Source organism: Citrobacter sp. ABFQG (assembly GCF_004322975.1).
GTDB classification, from domain to species: Bacteria; Pseudomonadota; Gammaproteobacteria; order Enterobacterales; family Enterobacteriaceae; genus Citrobacter; species Citrobacter freundii.
In genome coordinates this window covers 1016933-1035143 of sequence record NZ_CP036435.1, presented here as the reverse complement: position 1 = coordinate 1035143, position 18211 = coordinate 1016933, and the positions used below count along the sequence as shown (strand labels likewise).

The 18211-nt window shown below is 51.8% G+C and carries 17 protein-coding genes; 13 read left to right on the top strand and 4 right to left on the bottom strand.

Annotation, left to right across the window (positions count from 1 at the left end; translation table 11 throughout):
- Positions 1-245 precede the first annotated feature (245 nt).
- Positions 246-1895, bottom strand: a complete 1650-nt coding sequence (gene pgi / locus WN16_RS05080) for a glucose-6-phosphate isomerase (protein WP_003031668.1) — start codon at positions 1893-1895, stop codon at positions 246-248.
- A 314-nt stretch (positions 1896-2209) separates the two neighbouring features.
- On the opposite strand from pgi, the gene lysC reads away from it, so the two are divergent.
- Positions 2210-3559: a lysine-sensitive aspartokinase 3 gene (lysC, locus tag WN16_RS05075; RefSeq protein WP_003031667.1), complete on the top strand. Its 1350-nt coding sequence runs from the start codon at positions 2210-2212 to the stop codon at positions 3557-3559.
- Between the two features lie 42 nt (positions 3560-3601).
- Here the strand turns inward: lysC and WN16_RS05070 are convergent, their stop codons facing one another.
- On the bottom strand, positions 3602-4387 hold the full coding sequence (locus WN16_RS05070; RefSeq protein ID WP_044702280.1) for a nucleotidyltransferase domain-containing protein: 786 nt from the start codon (positions 4385-4387) through the stop codon (positions 3602-3604).
- Between the two features lie 5 nt (positions 4388-4392).
- Positions 4393-5520 (bottom strand): slipin family protein, encoded by a 1128-nt coding sequence (locus WN16_RS05065; protein WP_044702279.1) that lies wholly within the window; start codon positions 5518-5520, stop codon positions 4393-4395.
- Positions 5521-5968: 448 nt separating this feature from the next.
- Between WN16_RS05065 and rtcR the strand changes: the two genes are divergently transcribed.
- From rtcR to WN16_RS05030, 7 genes are all read left to right on the top strand, one after another.
- Positions 5969-7549 (top strand): RNA repair transcriptional activator RtcR, encoded by a 1581-nt coding sequence (rtcR, locus tag WN16_RS05060; protein ID WP_044702278.1) that lies wholly within the window; start codon positions 5969-5971, stop codon positions 7547-7549.
- 111 nt (positions 7550-7660) lie between these two features.
- Positions 7661-8599 carry a ketopantoate/pantoate/pantothenate transporter PanS gene (gene panS, locus WN16_RS05055; RefSeq protein WP_044702276.1) on the top strand — a complete coding sequence of 313 codons (939 nt, stop codon included), beginning with the start codon at positions 7661-7663 and terminating at the stop codon, positions 8597-8599.
- Positions 8600-8843: 244 nt separating this feature from the next.
- On the top strand, positions 8844-10430 hold the full coding sequence (locus tag WN16_RS05050) for a PTS sugar transporter (protein WP_044702274.1): 1587 nt from the start codon (positions 8844-8846) through the stop codon (positions 10428-10430).
- 27 nt (positions 10431-10457) lie between these two features.
- Positions 10458-11297: a histidine biosynthesis protein gene (locus WN16_RS05045; protein ID WP_044702272.1), complete on the top strand. Its 840-nt coding sequence runs from the start codon at positions 10458-10460 to the stop codon at positions 11295-11297.
- A 17-nt stretch (positions 11298-11314) separates the two neighbouring features.
- Positions 11315-12172 carry a Cof-type HAD-IIB family hydrolase gene (locus WN16_RS05040; protein ID WP_044702271.1) on the top strand — a complete coding sequence of 286 codons (858 nt, stop codon included), beginning with the start codon at positions 11315-11317 and terminating at the stop codon, positions 12170-12172.
- Positions 12159-12917: a DeoR/GlpR family DNA-binding transcription regulator gene (locus WN16_RS05035; RefSeq protein WP_005132777.1), complete on the top strand. Its 759-nt coding sequence runs from the start codon at positions 12159-12161 to the stop codon at positions 12915-12917. The genes WN16_RS05040 and WN16_RS05035 overlap by 14 nt, the downstream gene beginning before the upstream one ends.
- 62 nt (positions 12918-12979) lie before the next feature.
- Positions 12980-13252 carry a DUF3811 domain-containing protein gene (locus WN16_RS05030; protein ID WP_003031655.1) on the top strand — a complete coding sequence of 91 codons (273 nt, stop codon included), beginning with the start codon at positions 12980-12982 and terminating at the stop codon, positions 13250-13252.
- Here WN16_RS05030 and rluF read toward each other — a convergent pair.
- Positions 13249-14130: a 23S rRNA pseudouridine(2604) synthase RluF gene (rluF, locus tag WN16_RS05025; RefSeq protein WP_044702268.1), complete on the bottom strand. Its 882-nt coding sequence runs from the start codon at positions 14128-14130 to the stop codon at positions 13249-13251. The genes WN16_RS05030 and rluF overlap by 4 nt on opposite strands.
- Before the next feature lie 469 nt (positions 14131-14599).
- Between rluF and WN16_RS05020 the strand changes: the two genes are divergently transcribed.
- From WN16_RS05020 to WN16_RS05000, 5 genes are all read left to right on the top strand, one after another.
- The gene (locus WN16_RS05020) at positions 14600-15553 is read left to right on the top strand and encodes a sugar-binding transcriptional regulator (RefSeq protein ID WP_003844696.1); all 954 of its coding nucleotides are present in this window, start codon (positions 14600-14602) and stop codon (positions 15551-15553) included.
- Positions 15554-15623: 70 nt separating this feature from the next.
- Positions 15624-16430 (top strand): SDR family oxidoreductase, encoded by an 807-nt coding sequence (locus WN16_RS05015; protein ID WP_003031649.1) that lies wholly within the window; start codon positions 15624-15626, stop codon positions 16428-16430.
- 9 nt (positions 16431-16439) lie between these two features.
- Positions 16440-16847 carry a mannose/fructose/sorbose PTS transporter subunit IIA gene (locus tag WN16_RS05010; RefSeq protein ID WP_003031647.1) on the top strand — a complete coding sequence of 136 codons (408 nt, stop codon included), beginning with the start codon at positions 16440-16442 and terminating at the stop codon, positions 16845-16847.
- Entirely contained in the window at positions 16847-17341 is a 495-nt protein-coding gene (locus tag WN16_RS05005) for a mannose/fructose/sorbose PTS transporter subunit IIB (protein WP_003844693.1), read from the top strand. Before WN16_RS05010 ends, WN16_RS05005 begins: the two co-directional genes overlap by 1 nt.
- Positions 17342-17406: 65 nt before the next feature.
- Positions 17407-18204 carry a PTS mannose/fructose/sorbose transporter subunit IIC gene (locus WN16_RS05000; protein WP_003841402.1) on the top strand — a complete coding sequence of 266 codons (798 nt, stop codon included), beginning with the start codon at positions 17407-17409 and terminating at the stop codon, positions 18202-18204.
- Positions 18205-18211 lie beyond the last annotated feature (7 nt).

Here is an 18211-nt window from a genome sequence, read left to right as displayed (position 1 = left end):
AATATAATAATAAAAACACAATACCCGGTAAATCTGAAAATATCAGAAACAGGATAACGTTGAATAAATTATTTTAGGATTAAGCTCAATTAAAGGGTGAAGTAAAAACATAAATATCCTGGAGTAATCTTATAAAAAAGCCGATATTAATATCGGCTTTTTTATTTCATTAATGCCGGATGGCGGCGAAACGCCTTATCCGGCCTACAGGATATGTGTCTGTAGGCCGGATAAGCGCAGCGCCATCAGGCGCGCCAGGCTTTGTAACGGTTAATCAACCCATTAGTAGAAACATCATGGGAAGAAACAGTTTTATCATCGTTCAGCTCTGGCAGAATGCGGTTCGCCAGCTGTTTGCCCAGCTCAACGCCCCACTGGTCAAAGGTGAAGATGTTCAGGATCGCGCCCTGAGTGAAGATTTTGTGTTCGTACAGCGCAATCAGCGCACCCAGGCTGAACGGCGTGATTTCGCGCAGCAGAATGGAGTTCGTTGGACGGTTACCTTCGAACACTTTGAACGGCACAACGTGCTCAAGCGTAGCCGGATCTTTACCCTGGTCGCGATATTCCTGCTCAACCACTTCACGAGATTTACCAAAAGCCAGCGCTTCGGTTTGCGCGAAGAAGTTAGACAGCAGTTTCGGATGGTGATCCGACAGCGGATTGTGGGTGATTGCCGGCGCGATGAAATCGCACGGCACCATTTTGGTACCCTGGTGGATCAGCTGGTAGAACGCATGCTGGCCGTTAGTACCCGGCTCACCCCAGATGATTGGGCCAGTCTGGTAATCCACCGCATTGCCGTTACGGTCAACGTATTTACCGTTGGATTCCATGTTGCCCTGCTGGAAGTAGGCCGCGAAACGGTGCATATACTGGTCATACGGCAGAATCGCTTCGGTTTCGGCACCGAAGAAGTTGTTGTACCAGATACCGATCAGCGCCAGCAGCACCGGCAGGTTTTTCTCAGCCGGGGTGGTGGAGAAGTGTTTGTCCATCGCATGCGCGCCGGAGAGCAGCTCAACAAAGTTGTCGAAGCCTACGGACAGGATGATGGACAGACCGATTGCAGACCACAGGGAGTAACGACCGCCAACCCAGTCCCAGAACTCGAACATATTGGCAGTATCAATACCAAACTCGCCAACCGCTTTACCGTTAGTGGAAAGCGCTGCGAAGTGTTTGGCTACGTGCTTGTTGTCGCCAGCGGTCGCCAGGAACCAGTCGCGCGCGCTGTGGGCGTTGGTCATGGTTTCCTGGGTGGTGAAGGTTTTGGAAGCGACCAGGAACAGCGTGGTTTCCGGGTTCACTTTTTTCAGCACTTCGGCGATGTGCGTACCATCGACGTTCGACACAAAGTGCATGTTCAGGTGATTTTTATACGGACGCAGCGCTTCGGTCACCATGAACGGGCCAAGGTCAGAACCGCCGATACCGATGTTTACTACATCAGTGATGGCTTTGCCGGTATAGCCTTTCCAGCTTCCGGAGATGATCGCTTCAGAGAAAGATTTCATCTTCTCCAGTACCGCATTCACTTCCGGCATCACATCTTTGCCGTCAACGATGATCGGCGTATTGCTACGGTTACGCAGCGCCACGTGCAGCACGGCACGGTCTTCAGTACGGTTGATTTTCTCACCGGAGAACATGGACTTGATGGCACCCGCCAAATCGGTTTCTTTCGCCAGATCCTGCAGTTTAGCCAGCGTCTCTTCAGTGATGCGGTTTTTGGAGAAATCCACCAGCATCAGATCGTCAAACGTCGCGGAAAACTTAGTGAAACGATCGCTATCTTTCGCGAAAAGATCCGCGATAGTAACGTCTTTCATTTCTTCAAAGTGTTTTTGTAGTGCCTGCCAGGCTGAGGTCTGCGTTGGATTGATGTTTTTCATTAGCAATACTCTTCTGATTTTGAGAATTGTGACTGAGATCGATTGTAACGCCAGTCACAGAAAAGTGTGATTGTTTTAATGCCATTGCCAGGGCATCCGCCAAACGTGGCTAAAAAGTATAGCGGTTATCAGCGTTGTTATTAGTACCGTTACTCAACGCAGTTGCAGCATGAAAAATCCGCATAATCCCAGCGTTGACAGTGCAAGCTACACATTTTATTTATAAATACGGTATTTGCATTTGCGCCTGCACCGGTTTTCGTTCTGCCTTATGTGCCATGGTCGCTCTATTCATTCCCTGACACGAGGTAGTTATGACTGATGTAGTTGTCTCCAAGTTTGGTGGTACCAGCGTGGCGGATTTTGATGCCATGAATCGCAGCGCTGATGTCGTGCTTTCTGATGCTAACGTCCGTGTGGTGGTACTTTCCGCTTCTGCGGGAATCACCAACCTGCTGGTCGCACTGGCTGAAGGGCTGGAGCCAACCGCGCGCTTCGAAAAACTCGATGCCATTCGTCAAATTCAGTTCAACATTCTGGAACGCCTGCGTTATCCAAACGTGATCCGTGAAGAGATCGAACGTCTGCTGGAAAACATCACCACACTGGCAGAAGCGGCGTCACTGGCGACCTCAACCGCGCTGACCGACGAACTGGTCAGCCACGGTGAACTGATGTCTACCCTGCTGTTCGTCGAGATCCTGCGTGAACGCAACGTGCAAGCGCAGTGGTTTGACGTGCGTAAAGTGATGCGCACTAACGATCGTTTTGGTCGTGCAGAACCCGACGTCACGGCGCTGGCTGAACTGGCAACGCTCCAGTTGGCCCCGCGTCTGAGCGAAGGTCTGGTGATTACTCAGGGCTTTATCGGCAGTGAAGGCAAGGGCCGCACCACCACGCTGGGACGCGGCGGCAGCGATTATACCGCCGCCTTACTGGCAGAAGCCCTACACGCAACGCGCGTTGATATCTGGACCGACGTTCCCGGCATTTACACGACCGATCCGCGCGTGGTTCCGGCTGCGCAGCGTATTGATGAAATTGCCTTTGAAGAGGCCGCGGAAATGGCGACCTTTGGCGCGAAAGTTCTGCACCCGGCAACCCTGTTGCCAGCCGTACGTAGCGATATTCCGGTATTTGTGGGCTCCAGTAAGGATCCAAAAGCAGGCGGTACGCTGGTATGTAATAAAACCGCGAATCCACCGCTGTTCCGGGCGCTGGCATTACGCCGTAAGCAGACGCTGCTGACACTGCATAGCCTGAATATGCTGCACTCTCGCGGCTTTTTGGCGGAAGTGTTCGGCATCCTGGCACGCCACAATATCTCGGTCGATTTAATTACCACATCCGAAGTCAGCGTGGCGCTGACGCTGGATACCACTGGTTCAACGTCCACCGGCGATACACTGTTAACACAGTCTCTGCTGATGGAACTGTCTGCCCTGTGTCGGGTTGAAGTGGAAGAAGGCCTGGCGCTGGTGGCGTTGATTGGCAATGACCTGTCCAAAGCCTGTGGCGTGGGTAAAGAGGTGTTCGGCGTACTGGAGCCATTCAACATTCGAATGATTTGCTACGGCGCGTCCAGCCATAACCTGTGCTTCCTGGTACCCGGTACTGAAGCCGAGCAGGTTGTACAGAAGCTACACCATAACTTGTTTGAATAAGTAGACGTCAACGCCCGATGGTTCTTAGGCCATCGGGCATTTTCACCGCATCACCGTTTCATATAACAATCTGTCCAGCTCCCTGACATCGCCTTCCCGGCAATCCGGTAACGCCGGTGGAATCTCTCCTCTTTCCAGCTCGGCGCGGATAAACGCATGCAACAGTGGACGACGCGGGCCGTACTCCGCTTCACCCGCACACTGCTTGCGCTCCAACAGCTCATCAATTTCATGACGCAATGGCGCATCCAGTTCACTTCCCGCCAGCAGGTCGGCAAAACGCATCGGCGGTACGCCCTTGCCCGCTTCCACCCAACGCACCGCCAACAGGGGTCGCAGAACGTAGAAGTACTTCTTCAATCGCACGTCGTCACCCTGCAAATAACCACGGAAGTTTTTCCGCGCCATAGAGTAGTAGTGCCAGCGGGCACGTAGCGGAGAAAACCATTTGAGCACCAGCGCTTTCAGCGCCGAAACGGTCACGTCATCCTGCTGATAGACCACCGGCGAATCCAGCCACTCGATAAGCGTCGGGTTTGCGCCTTTGAGTAACCCCAGCGCCTTGCGCCATTCCCAGCCGCACACGTCCAGCTCATTATCTATCGGCAGCTCGATAACATCGCGAGGCGCTTCGACCCGCAGATACCATTCAGGGGGATGAACATAGAGAAATCGCACGTCGTAATCGCTGTCCGGCGAGGCAAATCCCCAGCCACGGCTGCCGGATTCACAGGCATACAGCACCCTGACGCCATAGCGCTGCTCAACCTCTTTTAGCTGGCGCAATACCCGTTCGCGCATTGCGCCGTCCACTGTGTTATAACTCATTATTCTTATCCTTTTATGTTCACAAGGCCGTGCAGCACCTGATCCAGGCCCCCGAACACCGAGATTTTATCGATACGCTCAGCAACTCTTTCGAGGGTTTCCAGTTCTTTTAAGCGCAGCGCTACCGGGTTGTTTTCCATCACTTTTGCCGTATTTAACAGCGATCGCGTGGCGGCAGTCTCTTCACGACGTCGGATCACGTTGGCCTGGGCGGATTTTTCCGCTTCAACCAGTTGCGACAAAATAGCCTTCATATCACCGGGCAGGACAATATCCTTCACCCCCAGTGAAGCCACTTCGATACCAAACGGCGTCATGCGGGCTTTCACCTGCGCGCTCACCACTTCATCGATCACCTGCTTATCTTCCAGTAATTCGTCCAGTGTGCGCGTTCCCACCGCTTCACGCAGCGCAAACTGCAACTCACGGTAAAGGTGATCCAGCGGTTTAGTCAGTTGACCAAATGCCAGCAGCACATCGCTATAACGCCAGTTCGCCGCCAGGTTTAAACGCAGGTTGACCTTATCTTTGGTCAGGATCTCCTGACCGCCAACCTCCAGCACCTGCAAACGGGTATCCACCACTTCCGCTTCAATCAGATGGTTTACCTTCCAGTATGCTGTTACCCCCGGCAGCAACAGCGCCTGAGTTTCACCATCAATTTTCAGTACACCGACGTGCCACGCCGGGACCTGCACCGTTAAGATAGCTTCGCGACCTTTCACCGCACCGCTGCGACGTGGCTGTAACACCGCGTTCATCACGTCAACAGGAACCAAAACCTGACGTGTATCCATCCGTACCAGCTTCAGCGCTTCATCGGCCTGCCAGTACAGACGGCGCGATGCCGGTGGCAGGATCTCCTGCAAAACGCCGTTGATATACAGCGCCGCGGCTTCGGTATCCGTTGTATCCGCGACCAGGCAGAAACGCGCCACCCACTCGGGCTGAAAGCGGCGTAAATACTCCGCTAATGCCTGCGGTACTTCGCCGCCATCCCTGTTGACGATCAGCACTTCCGGGGTGTTAAACCACGGTAAACGATGCTGACCCGCTTCCAACACCTGATAGTAATCACCCTCGCGGGATAAAAGACCTAACTGCGCTTTTTGGATAGTGATTTTCTTAGCCATTTTATATTCCTTAATATCGTTCAGGCGCGGGTGCAGGGGCGAAGCGGCAGGGGAATTCCCTTTTGCCTGCCGCACGGCATCTTTACCGGCAGCCTGTTCTGGAGCGTGCTAACTGCGCATCACTCCGCTTTATTTCTATGATTAACAACCAGTTTTCATTCGGGGATGAAATTGGGAATCGAACCCACTGTGTGTCATCGGCTGACGGAACACTCCCGGAAAACAGCCTGTGCCGTTCCTGACGTGCCGGCGGGGTTTAACCCCCTGCGCTTTCAGCGTGATTGACGCAAGTGTTATTGCCAGAAGCGTGCCAGGAATTAAAAAAGGCATATTTAATTGTTAATTAATTGATTTTTATAATTTTAATTATTGATGCCAATAATGGCGGTTGTCTTGACGGGTTAATTTTTTTATCTTTTATTCTCTTATTTATCTTTTTGGATAAACCATGAAAAAACGGCGGGTAGTGATTGGCGTACTGGGAACGGTGCTCGATAAGCGCGGCAAGCGGGCCAATCGGTTTAAGAAGTGGCGACCCACGGTTGGGCTATGCCAACAACCCGATTTCCCTGTCGACAGGCTGGAACTCCTCCACCAGCCACGCGATGAGAGCATGGCGCAACGGTTGATTGAAGACGTCGCGCTGCTTTCGCCGCACACCCAGGTTCGCCCGCATGCCGTCACCATTAACGATCCGTGGGACTTTGAAGAGGTCTACGCCGCGTTTCTCGACTTTGCCACGCATTATGAATTTGATACGGAAAACGAAGAGTATCTGGTGCACATCACCACCGGCACTCACGTGGCACAAATCTGCTGGTTTTTGCTGACGGAAGCCCGCTACCTGCCCGCCAGCCTGCTGCAAACCAGCCCGGCGCCACGCGGTTCATCCGATGAGGCCATCGCCGCTGGCGTCTGCTCGGTTATCGATCTCGATTTAAGCCGCTACGCCACGCTCACCAGTCGTTTTCAGCGCGAACAGCAGCAGTCGGTCTCTTTTCTGAAAGCCGGGATTGATACGCACAACGCCACCTTCAATAAACTGATCGATCGCATTGAGCGAGTCGCTCTGCGTTCGACCGACCCGATCCTGCTCACCGGCCCTACCGGCGCGGGCAAATCCTTCCTCGCGAAACGCATTTTCCAGCTACGCCAGTCGCGGCATCTGGTAGCGGGAAAACTGGTGGCGGTTAACTGCGCGACCCTGCGCGGCGACAATGCGATGTCCACGCTGTTCGGTCACGTGAAGGGGGCGTTTACCGGTGCGCTCACGGCGCGTAGCGGATTACTGCGAGAGGCCGATGGCGGCGTGCTGTTTCTCGATGAGATCGCCGAATTAGGGTTGGACGAGCAGGCCATGCTACTCAAAGCAATTGAAGAAAAAACCTTTTTCCCGTTTGGGTCAGACAAAGAAGTACGCAGCGATTTTCAGCTGATTGCCGGCACCCATCGCGACATGCGGCAATGGGTCGCTGAAGGCCGTTTTCGCGAGGATCTCTACGCGCGTATCAACATGTGGTGCTTCGCCCTGCCCGGTCTGGCGCAGCGGCGGGAAGATATCGCGCCGAACGTCGAGTATGAGCTGCAACGTTTCTCCAACAGCAAACAGACGCAAATCCGTTTCGATAAAGAAGCCCGCGCTTCCTATCTGGCATTTGCCTGCTCCCCACAGGCGCAATGGCGCGGCAACTTTCGCGAACTCAGTTCATCCATCGCGCGCATGGCGACGCTTGCCGAACAAGGTCGCATCACCTTATCCCTTGTCGAAGAAGAGATTGCGCTGCTAAAGGAGAGTTGGCAGATAGCAACTCCGCAGCCTGAAGTGAATATGGACATTGACCTGTTCGATCGCCGCCAGTTAGAAACGGTACTGGAAGTGTGCCGCCGCTGCGCGTCGCTGTCGGAAGCCGGACGCGAACTGTTTGCCGTCTCACGGCAGAAAAAAGCCAATCCTAACGATGCAGACCGCCTGCGCAAATATCTCGCTCGTTTCGGGCTGAGCTGGGAAAACATTCACTGCGGAACATAAACATAATTTGTTTGAATAATATTCCATCACGCGATAAACCATAACTATGGTCGGGCTCGATCCCGGCTTTTTTATAACAACACAACACATTTCAATCGCAAGGAATACAACATGCTCGCTACTCTCACGCGGCTGTTCCCGTTATGGGCGCTGCTGCTCTCTGTTATTGCGTATTACACACCCTCCACCTTTACGCCTGTCGGGCCATTCGTGCCGTCGTTACTGATGCTGATTATGTTCGGTATGGGCGTGCACCTGAAGGTGGATGACTTTAAACGCGTACTCTCACGCCCGGCCCCGGTCGCGGCGGGTATTTTCCTGCACTATCTGGTGATGCCGCTCGCCGCATGGATTTTGGCGCTGGCTTTTAATATGCCGCCGGAATTGTCCGCAGGTATGGTGCTGGTCGGTAGCGTGGCCAGCGGAACGGCATCTAACGTAATGATCTACCTGGCGAAAGGCGATGTGGCGCTCTCCGTGACGATTTCATCGGTTTCAACGCTGGTCGGTGTTGTCGCCACGCCGCTGCTCACCCGTCTTTACGTCGACGCGCATATCCAGGTGGATGTGATGGGTATGCTGCTGAGTATTCTGCAGATCGTGGTTATTCCGATTGCTTTGGGTCTGGTCATTCACCATCTGTTCCCACGCGTCGTGAAAGCCGTAGAACCGTATCTGCCCGCGTTTTCTATGGTGTGCATCCTGGCGATTATCAGCGCTGTTGTGGCAGGTTCTGCGTCGCACATAGCGTCAGTCGGCTTTGTGGTAATTATCGCCGTTATTCTGCATAACACCATTGGCCTGCTTGGCGGCTACTGGGGCGGGAAACTATTCGGCTTTGATGAATCCACCTGCCGCACACTGGCGATTGAAGTCGGCATGCAAAACTCCGGCCTCGCCGCTGCGCTGGGCAAAATCTACTTCGGTCCGCTCGCCGCTCTGCCCGGCGCGCTATTTTCCGTCTGGCACAACCTTTCTGGTTCGCTACTGGCGGGTTACTGGTCCGGGAAGGCGATTGAAGAGAAACCGCACGCAGTAAAACAACACTGATCTCTATAAAATGGAGGAGGCATCCTCCATTTCTCCCTATCTGCATTTGAACCTCATCACAAAACAACAAACATCAACATAAAACAAAATAATTATTTAATTGTTATATTTCAATTGTATATATAAAAAATACAGTTTAAAACTCAAATAAGCCCACTTCATAGATGTTGATTTGGTTTGTTTTAATTGGGAATATGCTGTCACTACAACACAGATAAACCCTTACCCTATCTTCGAGGCCGCTATGAAAAAAATTGCGATTATTGGAAGCAGTGGAGGCAACCTCTACAACCTGGGTGGCGCAGAGCCAGAGAAGTTACTCCAGGAAATCTATCAGCAGTGCGAAGCCGCAGGTGTGGAAGTTGCCGCCGTGCAGTTTATCGCGGCGGAAGCTTCGATGGATGTAGCCAAACCCCACACACCGGCATCCGTGTATGCATTAACCACAGAAAACCAACAAAAACCACAAAGGATATTTCAGGGCAAACTTTCAGAGGTGAACGCATCGGTGGTCGAAAGCGATCGCCAGATTGCTGAGATGATCCGTAGCGGCGCGATCGACGGAATCGTTGTGATGAGCGCCGATCCGGGAAAAGCGAACCACGAAGTCTTCACCGCCGCCGTTGAAATGAAAACGCCGATCGTTGGCACCGGCGGAACGTCAATGGCGCTGGTGGCTGCAAAAGGGGCAAATATTGTCGCTACCTCTGGTACGACCGGCACCACCAGCCGAACCCGCGCAGTCTCTTTCGTGGCGTCTCTGTGTAAACACTGGGGCATTAAGTACAAGCCGCAGTTGGGTAACGCTTCACCCTCCCAGGGCGGCTCCGGAAAGAGCCTGCTCAAACGCTTTAACATTCGCAGCATTATGATCCCTGCGCTGCCTGGCTTTATCGCGATGGCGATTGTTCTCGCCCTGAGCCACATCCCGGGTCTGGAAAAACTTAACGATATTTTTGAAATCCTGCTGAAAGGCCTGCCGGTATTGGTTGCCGTGCTGGCGGCAAAACAGATTTCTGAGCTGGATGAAGTCTCAATTGTTGCCGGGGTCGTCGCCGGGGTGCTGTCCGTCGAGGGGGGCCTGATTGGCGGGATCATCGGTGGTTTGATGGCCGGGATTTTCGTTCGTTGGCTGTTTGAATTATGCCTGAACTGGCGCTTTCCGATGACCACCGTCAACATCGTTGCCGGTGGGATTTCAGGTCTTGCCGCCGGGTTGATCATGCACTATCTATTGAGTCCGCTGGCGTTGTCAGCAGGTAATTACATCAAACTGGCTATCGAAAGCACCCTGGCTTTCAGTCCTGTTCTTGCCGGACTGCTGGCAGGGCTGGTTATCTGGCCAGCCATCCTGGGCGGTGTCTATCATGCGGTCATCCTGCCGCTGGTTCTGCTGGAGATGGAAAAATCCGGCGTAAGCTTCCTCGGCGCAGTCGATATGGTGGGTCTGGTGATGGTTGCCGCAGGGATTAACCTTGCCAACGTTATCGCCCCTCGTGAAAAAAGTGAAGCCGCCGTCGCCACACCGGGGCTGCTTATAAACCTGGGTTTCGGAACCTTCGTGGAATCTGCCTACCCCTTCATGTTCGCCAACAAAATTGTCTTTGGCTCCGCCATTTTCTGGGCCGGAATGGGCGGCATGATGCTGGGCTTCTTTAACGTTAAAGGCGTGGCCTATGTTCCCGCTTTTGCCTCGCCGTTCTTGTCCAGCAATGCGCTTCAGATGGCCATCGTGATGATCACAACAATGGCGATGACCTGTATTACCACCATTATTGCTAACCGTTTTAAGGCTGTCGTACAGAGCGAACCTGCAGCGTCAGCCCGTTAATTAATGCACCAACACCAGAGGTACACCATGTTTAAAGGCGATATGAATAAAAAACGCGCCAAAGCGTTACAGAAAGTGAAAGACGCCATTGCGCTCCACGGCGGACAAACCATCCTCAGTACCGGGATCACTGGCGACGATGCGCGTCTGGCGAAAGCGGTGTGTGAGGCAGGCGTTAAGCTGCTGGAACCAAACCACCCAGCACTGGCGCTGGCGCGTGGACACAAAGGCGTGAGCAATATGCATGCAGCGGAGCAGATCCGCCATGAAATCACCAACGGGCAAATGGCTGAAGCGGTACACGGCGTGCGTAACGTGGTTCCTGACGATATTTTCATTACCGTGGGTATTGCGGGAGGTTTTACCGAAACCTTGCCCGTGCCGCTCAGTGACACTGAGATTCTGGAGATTGCCCGTGCCGGAGCCGATGGTTTGCACACGCATAAATCCGACTGGGACGATCTGCAGGATATCGTTAATCTCGCCCATCAATATGGTCTGACCGTTGACGCCTATATTGGTCACCCGGACGATCTGCATACTTTCGGTATCCCTGCGCGCACGCCGGAAGAGGTTTCCAGCGTGGCGAAGCGGATGCAGGAAATTGGCGTCGATATGATCGGCCTGATGACCGGTATGAGCTATGAAGGCGTAGCCGCAGGCGACATTCCACAGGCCATTAAAGAAAGGCTGCGAGCGCTGGTTGGCGCGGTTGATGTACCGACGCTGGCAGAAGGCGGTATTAACCTCGCCAACGCCAAAGCGTTTAAAGATACCGGGGTCAATATTCTGGTCGTCGGTACGGCAATCGACAATATGGTCTGCAACGCCGCCAAAGAGGCCGTCACGCCGTTTATTGCTCAGTAAACGCAGAGGAAAGAGAAATGTTGCTGGTGACCGATCTGGATGGAACGTTACTGACATCACAGAAAACAATCAGCCCGCGCACGCGTCAGGCGCTGGTTGAGTTCCGCCAGCGTGGCGGTCTGCTGGCAGCCTGTTCCGCCAGGCCGGTCTCCTCTATGGTGCGCCTGTTACAACAGCAACAGGTAGATAAATTGTTTGCCTGGTGCGCCGGTTTTAATGGCGGGCAAATTCTGGAGATGACGTCGCAGCATATGATTCATACTGCGACACTCTCTTGCATGGCTCTCCGGGAGATTGACCAATCTCTTTCCTGCTACCCCCATCATTTTTTTAGCGCCGATGCTATTTATCATCGTGATGACCGACTCGTGGCACCATGGACGACTTATGAGGCCAACTTATTTGAGCTACCCTTTATTTCGGCAGCGCCTGAATATATTTTTAATCAGCATGACATTTATAAGATCACATTAGTGGCAGAACAATCAAAAGTAAATGCATTATGTACGGCAATGAATAATGAATTACCCTATGGTTATATGGCGACAATCACCGGAGGGAATTATATTGACATCCAACGTACTGAAATAAACAAAGGCTATGCTATAAACATGTTAAGGCAACAGCTAAATATAGCGACCGAACAGGTTACGGCGATTGGCGATCAGCAGAACGATATCAGTATGTTTACCGCTGCGAACATCGGTATCGCCATGGGCAATGCGCCTGATGCAGTAAAACAACACGCCAGCTATGTAACGGCCTCTAATGATGATGAAGGTATTGTCTGTGCACTGGAGTGGTTGCGTTGCTTTGCGCATCCAGTTACCATGCGCCAAAGCACGACATTGGCGGAAAATAATGAACCCGATTAAAAGAAGAAAACATATTCTTGATGAATTAAATAAGTTCGGTGAAGTCACAGTCATCAAATTATCGGAAACGCTAAAAGTTACATCAGAGACCATTCGCCGTGACCTCTCGATACTGGAGTCCGAAGGACAAATTACCAAAATCCATGGCGGGGCTGTCAAAAAACAGGTCGTTCAGGAAGATGAGTTCGGCGCGCGGATTGATATACACCGTGATGAAAAAATGGCAATTGGTAAAATTGCCGCCACGATGGTTAGCGAACGCGATACGCTGTTTATTGACTCCTGTACGACTAACTTAATTCTTGCTGAACTATTACCCCCACTCGCTTATTCTGTTATTACCAACTCAGCGTTAATTGCGGATAAAATTAAAGAGCATAATCTTCAGGCCCGCGTTTACGTCTTAGGCGGTGAATATGACTACCATTTTCGCGCCAATCTCGGTGTCTCGGTTTGTCAGCAAATTAACGCCATTCACGCCGATATCTGCTTTATTGGCGCAGGTGGAATTTCGCCTCAGCATGGAGTGCTGGTAAAAAGTTTTGATGAGGCGTACGTGGCGAAGTCCATGATTGCCATGAGCAAAAAAGCGGTAATTCTCGCCGACCATACCAAATTTGGTCAGGATGGGGTGATGTGTATCGCCACGTTAAAAGAAATCGATAGCATCATCACGGATAAAGGATTCAAAACAACGGGTTATACCCAGCAGGACTTTGGCGGAAAATTGCGTATTGCCTATTGAGCGCTATCAGCCTGGCCAGGATTACCGTACACTGAGGATATCGGCTAACAGAGGGCACCCGTATGGCACTCCCCCGCATTACCCAAAAAGAGATGACCGAGCGCGAACAGCGTGAACTGAAAACGCTGCTTGACCGCGCGCGCATTGCACATGGTCGCCTGCTGACCAACGCTGAAACAAACAGCATCAAGAAAGAGTACATCGATAAACTGATGGCCTTGCGCGAAGCAGAAGCTAAAAAAGCCCGCCAATTGAAGAAAAAGCAGGCTTATAAACCGGATTCAGAGGCGTCATTTTCCTGGTCGGCGAATACACCAACGCGAGGCAGACGTTAACGTCCTTTCTTCTTACGCCCCGGTGAGATAAAACGCTTGCCGTTTGCCGCCGGGCGCGATTTCTCTTTCTCCGCCGATTTTTCAATTTTCACTACCGGGCGCTTGATGCCTGCTCTGGCGGCTTTTGGCTTCGCTTTCGCCTTCGGTTTAGCTTCTGACGATGAATTCTCAATCAGCTTGAACAGATCGATCAGTTCGTCATCCGTCAGGTCACGCCATTCACCCAGTGGCAAGCCGGACAAACTCACGTTCATGATGCGTGTGCGCTCAAGCTTGGTAACTTCATAGCCAAAGTGTTCGCACATACGACGGATCTGACGGTTCAGCCCCTGAATCAGCGTGATGCGAAACACAAACGGCGCTTCTTTCTTCACCTTACATTTCTTGGTGACGGTGCCGAGAATTGGCACACCAGCCCCCATCCCACGGATAAAATCATCAGTGACCGGCTTATCTACCGTCACCAGATACTCTTTTTCGTGATCGTTACCGGCACGCAAGATTTTATTCACCAGGTCGCCGTGGTTGGTCAGAAAGATTAGCCCCTGGGAATCTTTATCCAGACGGCCAATGGGGAACACGCGCTTGCTGTGATTCACGAAATCAACAATGTTGTCGCGTTCGCTGTCTTCGGTGGTACTGACAATTCCTACCGGCTTGTTCAGCGCGATAAAAACCAGATCTTCCGCTTCACGCGGCTCAATCAACCGACCATTCACTTTTACGACGTCGCCAGGCATCACCTGATCGCCGATGGTGGCGCGTTTACCATTCAGGAAGACATTCCCTTGTTCGATAAAGCGATCCGCCTCGCGACGCGAGCAGATTCCGCTTTCACTGATGTATTTATTTAATCGGATGGATGAGTCGGGCAGCATAATTTCTCCTGTATACACTTCATCCTTCAAGCCGTCTCTGCGTTGGCTGCCCTCACTCACCCTGGTCACATAGTTATCTATGCTCCCAGGAATTCGTTCCCTTGCCGCCTTGATACAACTTGAATGCTTTTGTGTATTAAAAGCGAAATATACCCTACCTTGCGGACGATAAAAAATAATCGTGCTCGACTGCCCACGCGCTATTTGTGATCCGTCACACCTTTTGACACAAAAGTGTCAGCGATTCATCCCTGCAATTTTGTTGGGTGAAAACAAGCAGAATCAATACATTAGAGAGACAAGCACATCTGTGCCGACAGCACGCCATCACCACATCAAATGTGCAACACAATCGGCCATTACAGGGCACTGAAATAAGTGAAAATAGCTTTGAGATGGAGAACAGTTGGGGTTATATCAGATCAAGAAGACAATTTCGTGATTTGCACAAATGTGCAGGAGTCCAGAAATGGCGACGGAAAACAGCGATGATATCCGCCTGATCGTAAAGATAGCGCAGCTGTATTACGAACAGGATATGACACAAGCGCAAATCGCCCGTGAGCTGGGTATTTACCGCACCACGATCAGCCGTTTGCTAAAACGTGGCCGTGAGCAGGGTATCGTCACCATCGCCATTAATTACGACTACAACGAAAATCTGTGGCTGGAACAGCAGCTAAAACAGAAATTTGGCCTGAAAGAAGCGGTGGTGGTCTCCTGCGACAGCGAACAGGAAGATGAACAGCTCACAATGATGGGTGTGCACGGCGCACAGTTGCTGGAACGCTTGCTGGAACCTGGGGACATTATCGGGTTCTCATGGGGCCGCGCGGTGCGGGGACTGGTGGAAGGGTTATCCCCTGCCAGCCAGTCGCGCCAGCTGATCTGTGTGCCGATTATCGGCGGACCGTCCGGCAAGCTTGAAAGCCGCTACCACGTCAATACGTTGACCTACGGCGCTGCGGCAAAGCTCAAAGGGGAATCACACCTGGCAGATTTCCCGGCACTGCTGGAAAACCCGCTGATCCGTAACGGGATCATGCAGTCACGACATTTTAAATCGATTTCCGCTTATTGGGATAATCTGGACATCGCGCTGGTCGGGATTGGATCTCCGGCAATACGTGATGGCGCCAACTGGCACGCTTTTTACGGCAGTGAAGAGAGTGATGACCTGCATGCTCGCCAGGTCGCCGGAGACATTTGCTCGCGCTTTTACGATATCAACGGTGCAACCGTAGAAACCAATATGAGTGAAAAGACGCTCTCCATCGAAACCAATAAATTAAAACAGACGCGTTACTCCATTGGCATTGCAATGGGTGAAGAAAAATACAGTGGGATATTAGGCGCATTACGTGGGAATTATATTAACTGTTTAGTCACCAACAGCCATACCGCTGAATTATTGTTGAAGTAAATAAATTCTAATTGGTCCTGCCATAATTAATTTTATGTGGGATCCCCTTATCTGAAATCGGGAGTTAATTATGCAAACGTGGTTAAACTTGCAGGGCAAAGTCATTATTGTTACCGGTGGTGCATCCGGTATTGGGCTGGCGATTGTTGAAGAGTTATTAGCGCAGGGCGCTAATGTGCAAATGGCGGATATTCACGGTGGTGACGGTAAATATGAAGGCCATAATGGATATCATTTCTGGCCGACAGATATTTCCAGCGCCAAAGAAGTTAATCATACCGTTACCGAAATTATCCACCGCTATGGGCGTATCGATGGTTTGGTGAATAACGCAGGCGTTAATTTTCCGCGGCTGCTGGTCGATGAAAAAGCCCCCGCCGGGCAATATGAACTCAACGAAGCCGCTTTTGAAAAAATGGTGAATATCAACCAGAAAGGTGTGTTCTTAATGTCGCAAGCAGCGGCACGCCAAATGGTAAAACAGCGTAACGGCGTGATTGTGAATGTCTCTTCAGAAAGCGGGCTGGAAGGTTCAGAGGGCCAAAGTTGCTATGCCGCCACCAAAGCCGCATTGAATAGCTTTACCCGTTCCTGGTCGAAAGAGTTGGGCAAACACGGCATTCGTGTGGTGGGCATTGCACCTGGCATTCTGGAAAAAACCGGACTGCGTACCCCCGAATATGAAGAAGCGCTGGCCTGGACTCGCAACATCACCGTCGAACAGCTGCGCGAGGGCTACACCAAGAACGCGATCCCAATTGGTCGCTCAGGGCGCTTAAGCGAAGTCGCTGATTTTGTTTGTTATCTTTTGTCTGAGCGCGCCAGTTACATAACCGGAGTAACCACTAACATTGCTGGCGGAAAAACGCGCGGCTAAGGAGGTTTTATGGTCAATGCAATCTTCTGTGCTCACGGCAAACTGGCCTGCGCCATGCTGGAATCGGTACAGATGGTCTACGGTGATGCCAACGTTGAAGCCGTGGCATTTGTCCCCGGAGAGAACGCCAGCGACATCGTGGAAAAGCTGAAAAAGTTAGTAAGTATTCACACTGGCGATGAATGGCTGATTGCCGTCGATTTGCAGTGTGGCAGTCCCTGGAATGCTGCCGCGACGCTGGCAATGCACAATCCGGCGATACGGGTCATTAGCGGGTTATCACTACCGTTGGCGCTGGAGCTGGTAGATAACCAAAGCAGCATGAATGTGGATGAACTGTGCGAACACCTGACGACCATTGCTCAACAAACCTGTGTCGTCTGGAAACATCTGGAAACGGCCGAAGAGGATTTCTGATGAACATTACCCTTGCTCGTATTGATGACCGCCTGATCCACGGTCAGGTCACCACCGTCTGGTCGAAGGTAGCGAATGCCCAACGGATTATTATCTGTAATGACGACGTTTATAACGATGAAGTACGTCGTACATTATTACGTCAGGCCGCCCCGCCGGGAATGAAAGTGAACGTTGTTAATATCGAAAAGGCGGTCGCAGTTTACCATAATCCGCAATACCAGAACGAAACCGTTTTTTATCTATTTACCCGCCCGCAGGATGCATTAGCAATGGTAAAACAAGGGGTAAAAATCACCACATTAAATATTGGCGGCATGGCCTGGCGACCAGGTAAAAAACAATTAACCAAAGCCGTTTCTTTAGATAACGACGATATTCATGCGTTTCGTGAGTTAGATAAACTGGGTGTCGCGCTGGATTTACGCGTCGTCGCATCCGATCCATCTATTAATATTCTCGAAAAAATAGAAGAACAATCGTTCGCTGAATAAATAAAAATGCCTGTGTACTTATGCTTTAACAGGCAGGGATGATCACATTCACAAGGTGACATATTATGGAAATAAGTACCCTACAAATTATCGCCATATTCCTATTTTCCTGTATTGCCGGGATGGGCAGCGTGCTGGATGAGTTCCAGACCCACCGTCCGCTAATTGCTTGTACCGTTATCGGCCTGATCCTCGGTGATTTAAAAACCGGGATTATGCTCGGCGGCACGCTGGAGTTAATCGCTCTTGGCTGGATGAACGTCGGCGCAGCGCAGTCTCCCGATTCGGCGCTCGCCAGTATTATCTCTGCCATTCTGGTTATCGTCGGTCAGCAAAGCATTGCTACCGGTATCGCCATCGCCCTGCCGGTGGCGGCGGCAGGCCAGGTACTGACGGTATTCGCCCGTACCATTACTGTGGTGTTCCAGCACGCGGCGGATAAAGCCGCCGAAGACGCCCGTTTTCGTACCATCGACATGCTGCACGTTTCCGCTCTCGGTGTACAGGCGCTGCGCGTTGCCATTCCCGCATTAATCGTCTCGCTGTTTGTCAGCGCCGATATGGTCAGCAATATGCTCAACGCCATTCCGGAATTCGTCACCCGCGGATTGCAGATTGCCGGTGGCTTTATCGTGGTGGTCGGCTACGCCATGGTGCTGCGCATGATGGGGGTGAAGTACCTGATGCCCTTCTTCTTCCTCGGGTTTATCGCTGGGGGTTATCTCGATTTGAGCCTGCTGGCTTTCGGTGGGGTTGGCGTGATTATCGCGCTGGTCTACATCCAGTTGAACCCACAGTGGCGTAAAGCCGAACCGCAGGCGCAACCCGCCTCTTCTCAAGCTATCGATCAGCTTGATGACTAATGGAGCC

Coding starts and splice junctions, on each gene's coding strand:
- WN16_RS05070 (WP_044702280.1), bottom strand. CDS start 4,387: ATGAGTTATAACACAGTGGACGGCGCAATGCGCGAACGGGTATTGCGC.
- lysC (WP_003031667.1), top strand. CDS start 2,210: ATGACTGATGTAGTTGTCTCCAAGTTTGGTGGTACCAGCGTGGCGGAT.
- WN16_RS05005 (WP_003844693.1), top strand. CDS start 16,847: ATGAACATTACCCTTGCTCGTATTGATGACCGCCTGATCCACGGTCAG.
- WN16_RS05020 (WP_003844696.1), top strand. CDS start 14,600: ATGGCGACGGAAAACAGCGATGATATCCGCCTGATCGTAAAGATAGCG.
- WN16_RS05065 (WP_044702279.1), bottom strand. CDS start 5,520: ATGGCTAAGAAAATCACTATCCAAAAAGCGCAGTTAGGTCTTTTATCC.
- WN16_RS05045 (WP_044702272.1), top strand. CDS start 10,458: ATGTTTAAAGGCGATATGAATAAAAAACGCGCCAAAGCGTTACAGAAA.
- pgi (WP_003031668.1), bottom strand. CDS start 1,895: ATGAAAAACATCAATCCAACGCAGACCTCAGCCTGGCAGGCACTACAA.
- WN16_RS05000 (WP_003841402.1), top strand. CDS start 17,407: ATGGAAATAAGTACCCTACAAATTATCGCCATATTCCTATTTTCCTGT.
- WN16_RS05010 (WP_003031647.1), top strand. CDS start 16,440: ATGGTCAATGCAATCTTCTGTGCTCACGGCAAACTGGCCTGCGCCATG.
- rtcR (WP_044702278.1), top strand. CDS start 5,969: ATGAAAAAACGGCGGGTAGTGATTGGCGTACTGGGAACGGTGCTCGAT.
- WN16_RS05015 (WP_003031649.1), top strand. CDS start 15,624: ATGCAAACGTGGTTAAACTTGCAGGGCAAAGTCATTATTGTTACCGGT.
- WN16_RS05035 (WP_005132777.1), top strand. CDS start 12,159: ATGAACCCGATTAAAAGAAGAAAACATATTCTTGATGAATTAAATAAG.
- WN16_RS05050 (WP_044702274.1), top strand. CDS start 8,844: ATGAAAAAAATTGCGATTATTGGAAGCAGTGGAGGCAACCTCTACAAC.
- panS (WP_044702276.1), top strand. CDS start 7,661: ATGCTCGCTACTCTCACGCGGCTGTTCCCGTTATGGGCGCTGCTGCTC.
- rluF (WP_044702268.1), bottom strand. CDS start 14,130: ATGCTGCCCGACTCATCCATCCGATTAAATAAATACATCAGTGAAAGC.
- WN16_RS05040 (WP_044702271.1), top strand. CDS start 11,315: ATGTTGCTGGTGACCGATCTGGATGGAACGTTACTGACATCACAGAAA.
- WN16_RS05030 (WP_003031655.1), top strand. CDS start 12,980: ATGGCACTCCCCCGCATTACCCAAAAAGAGATGACCGAGCGCGAACAG.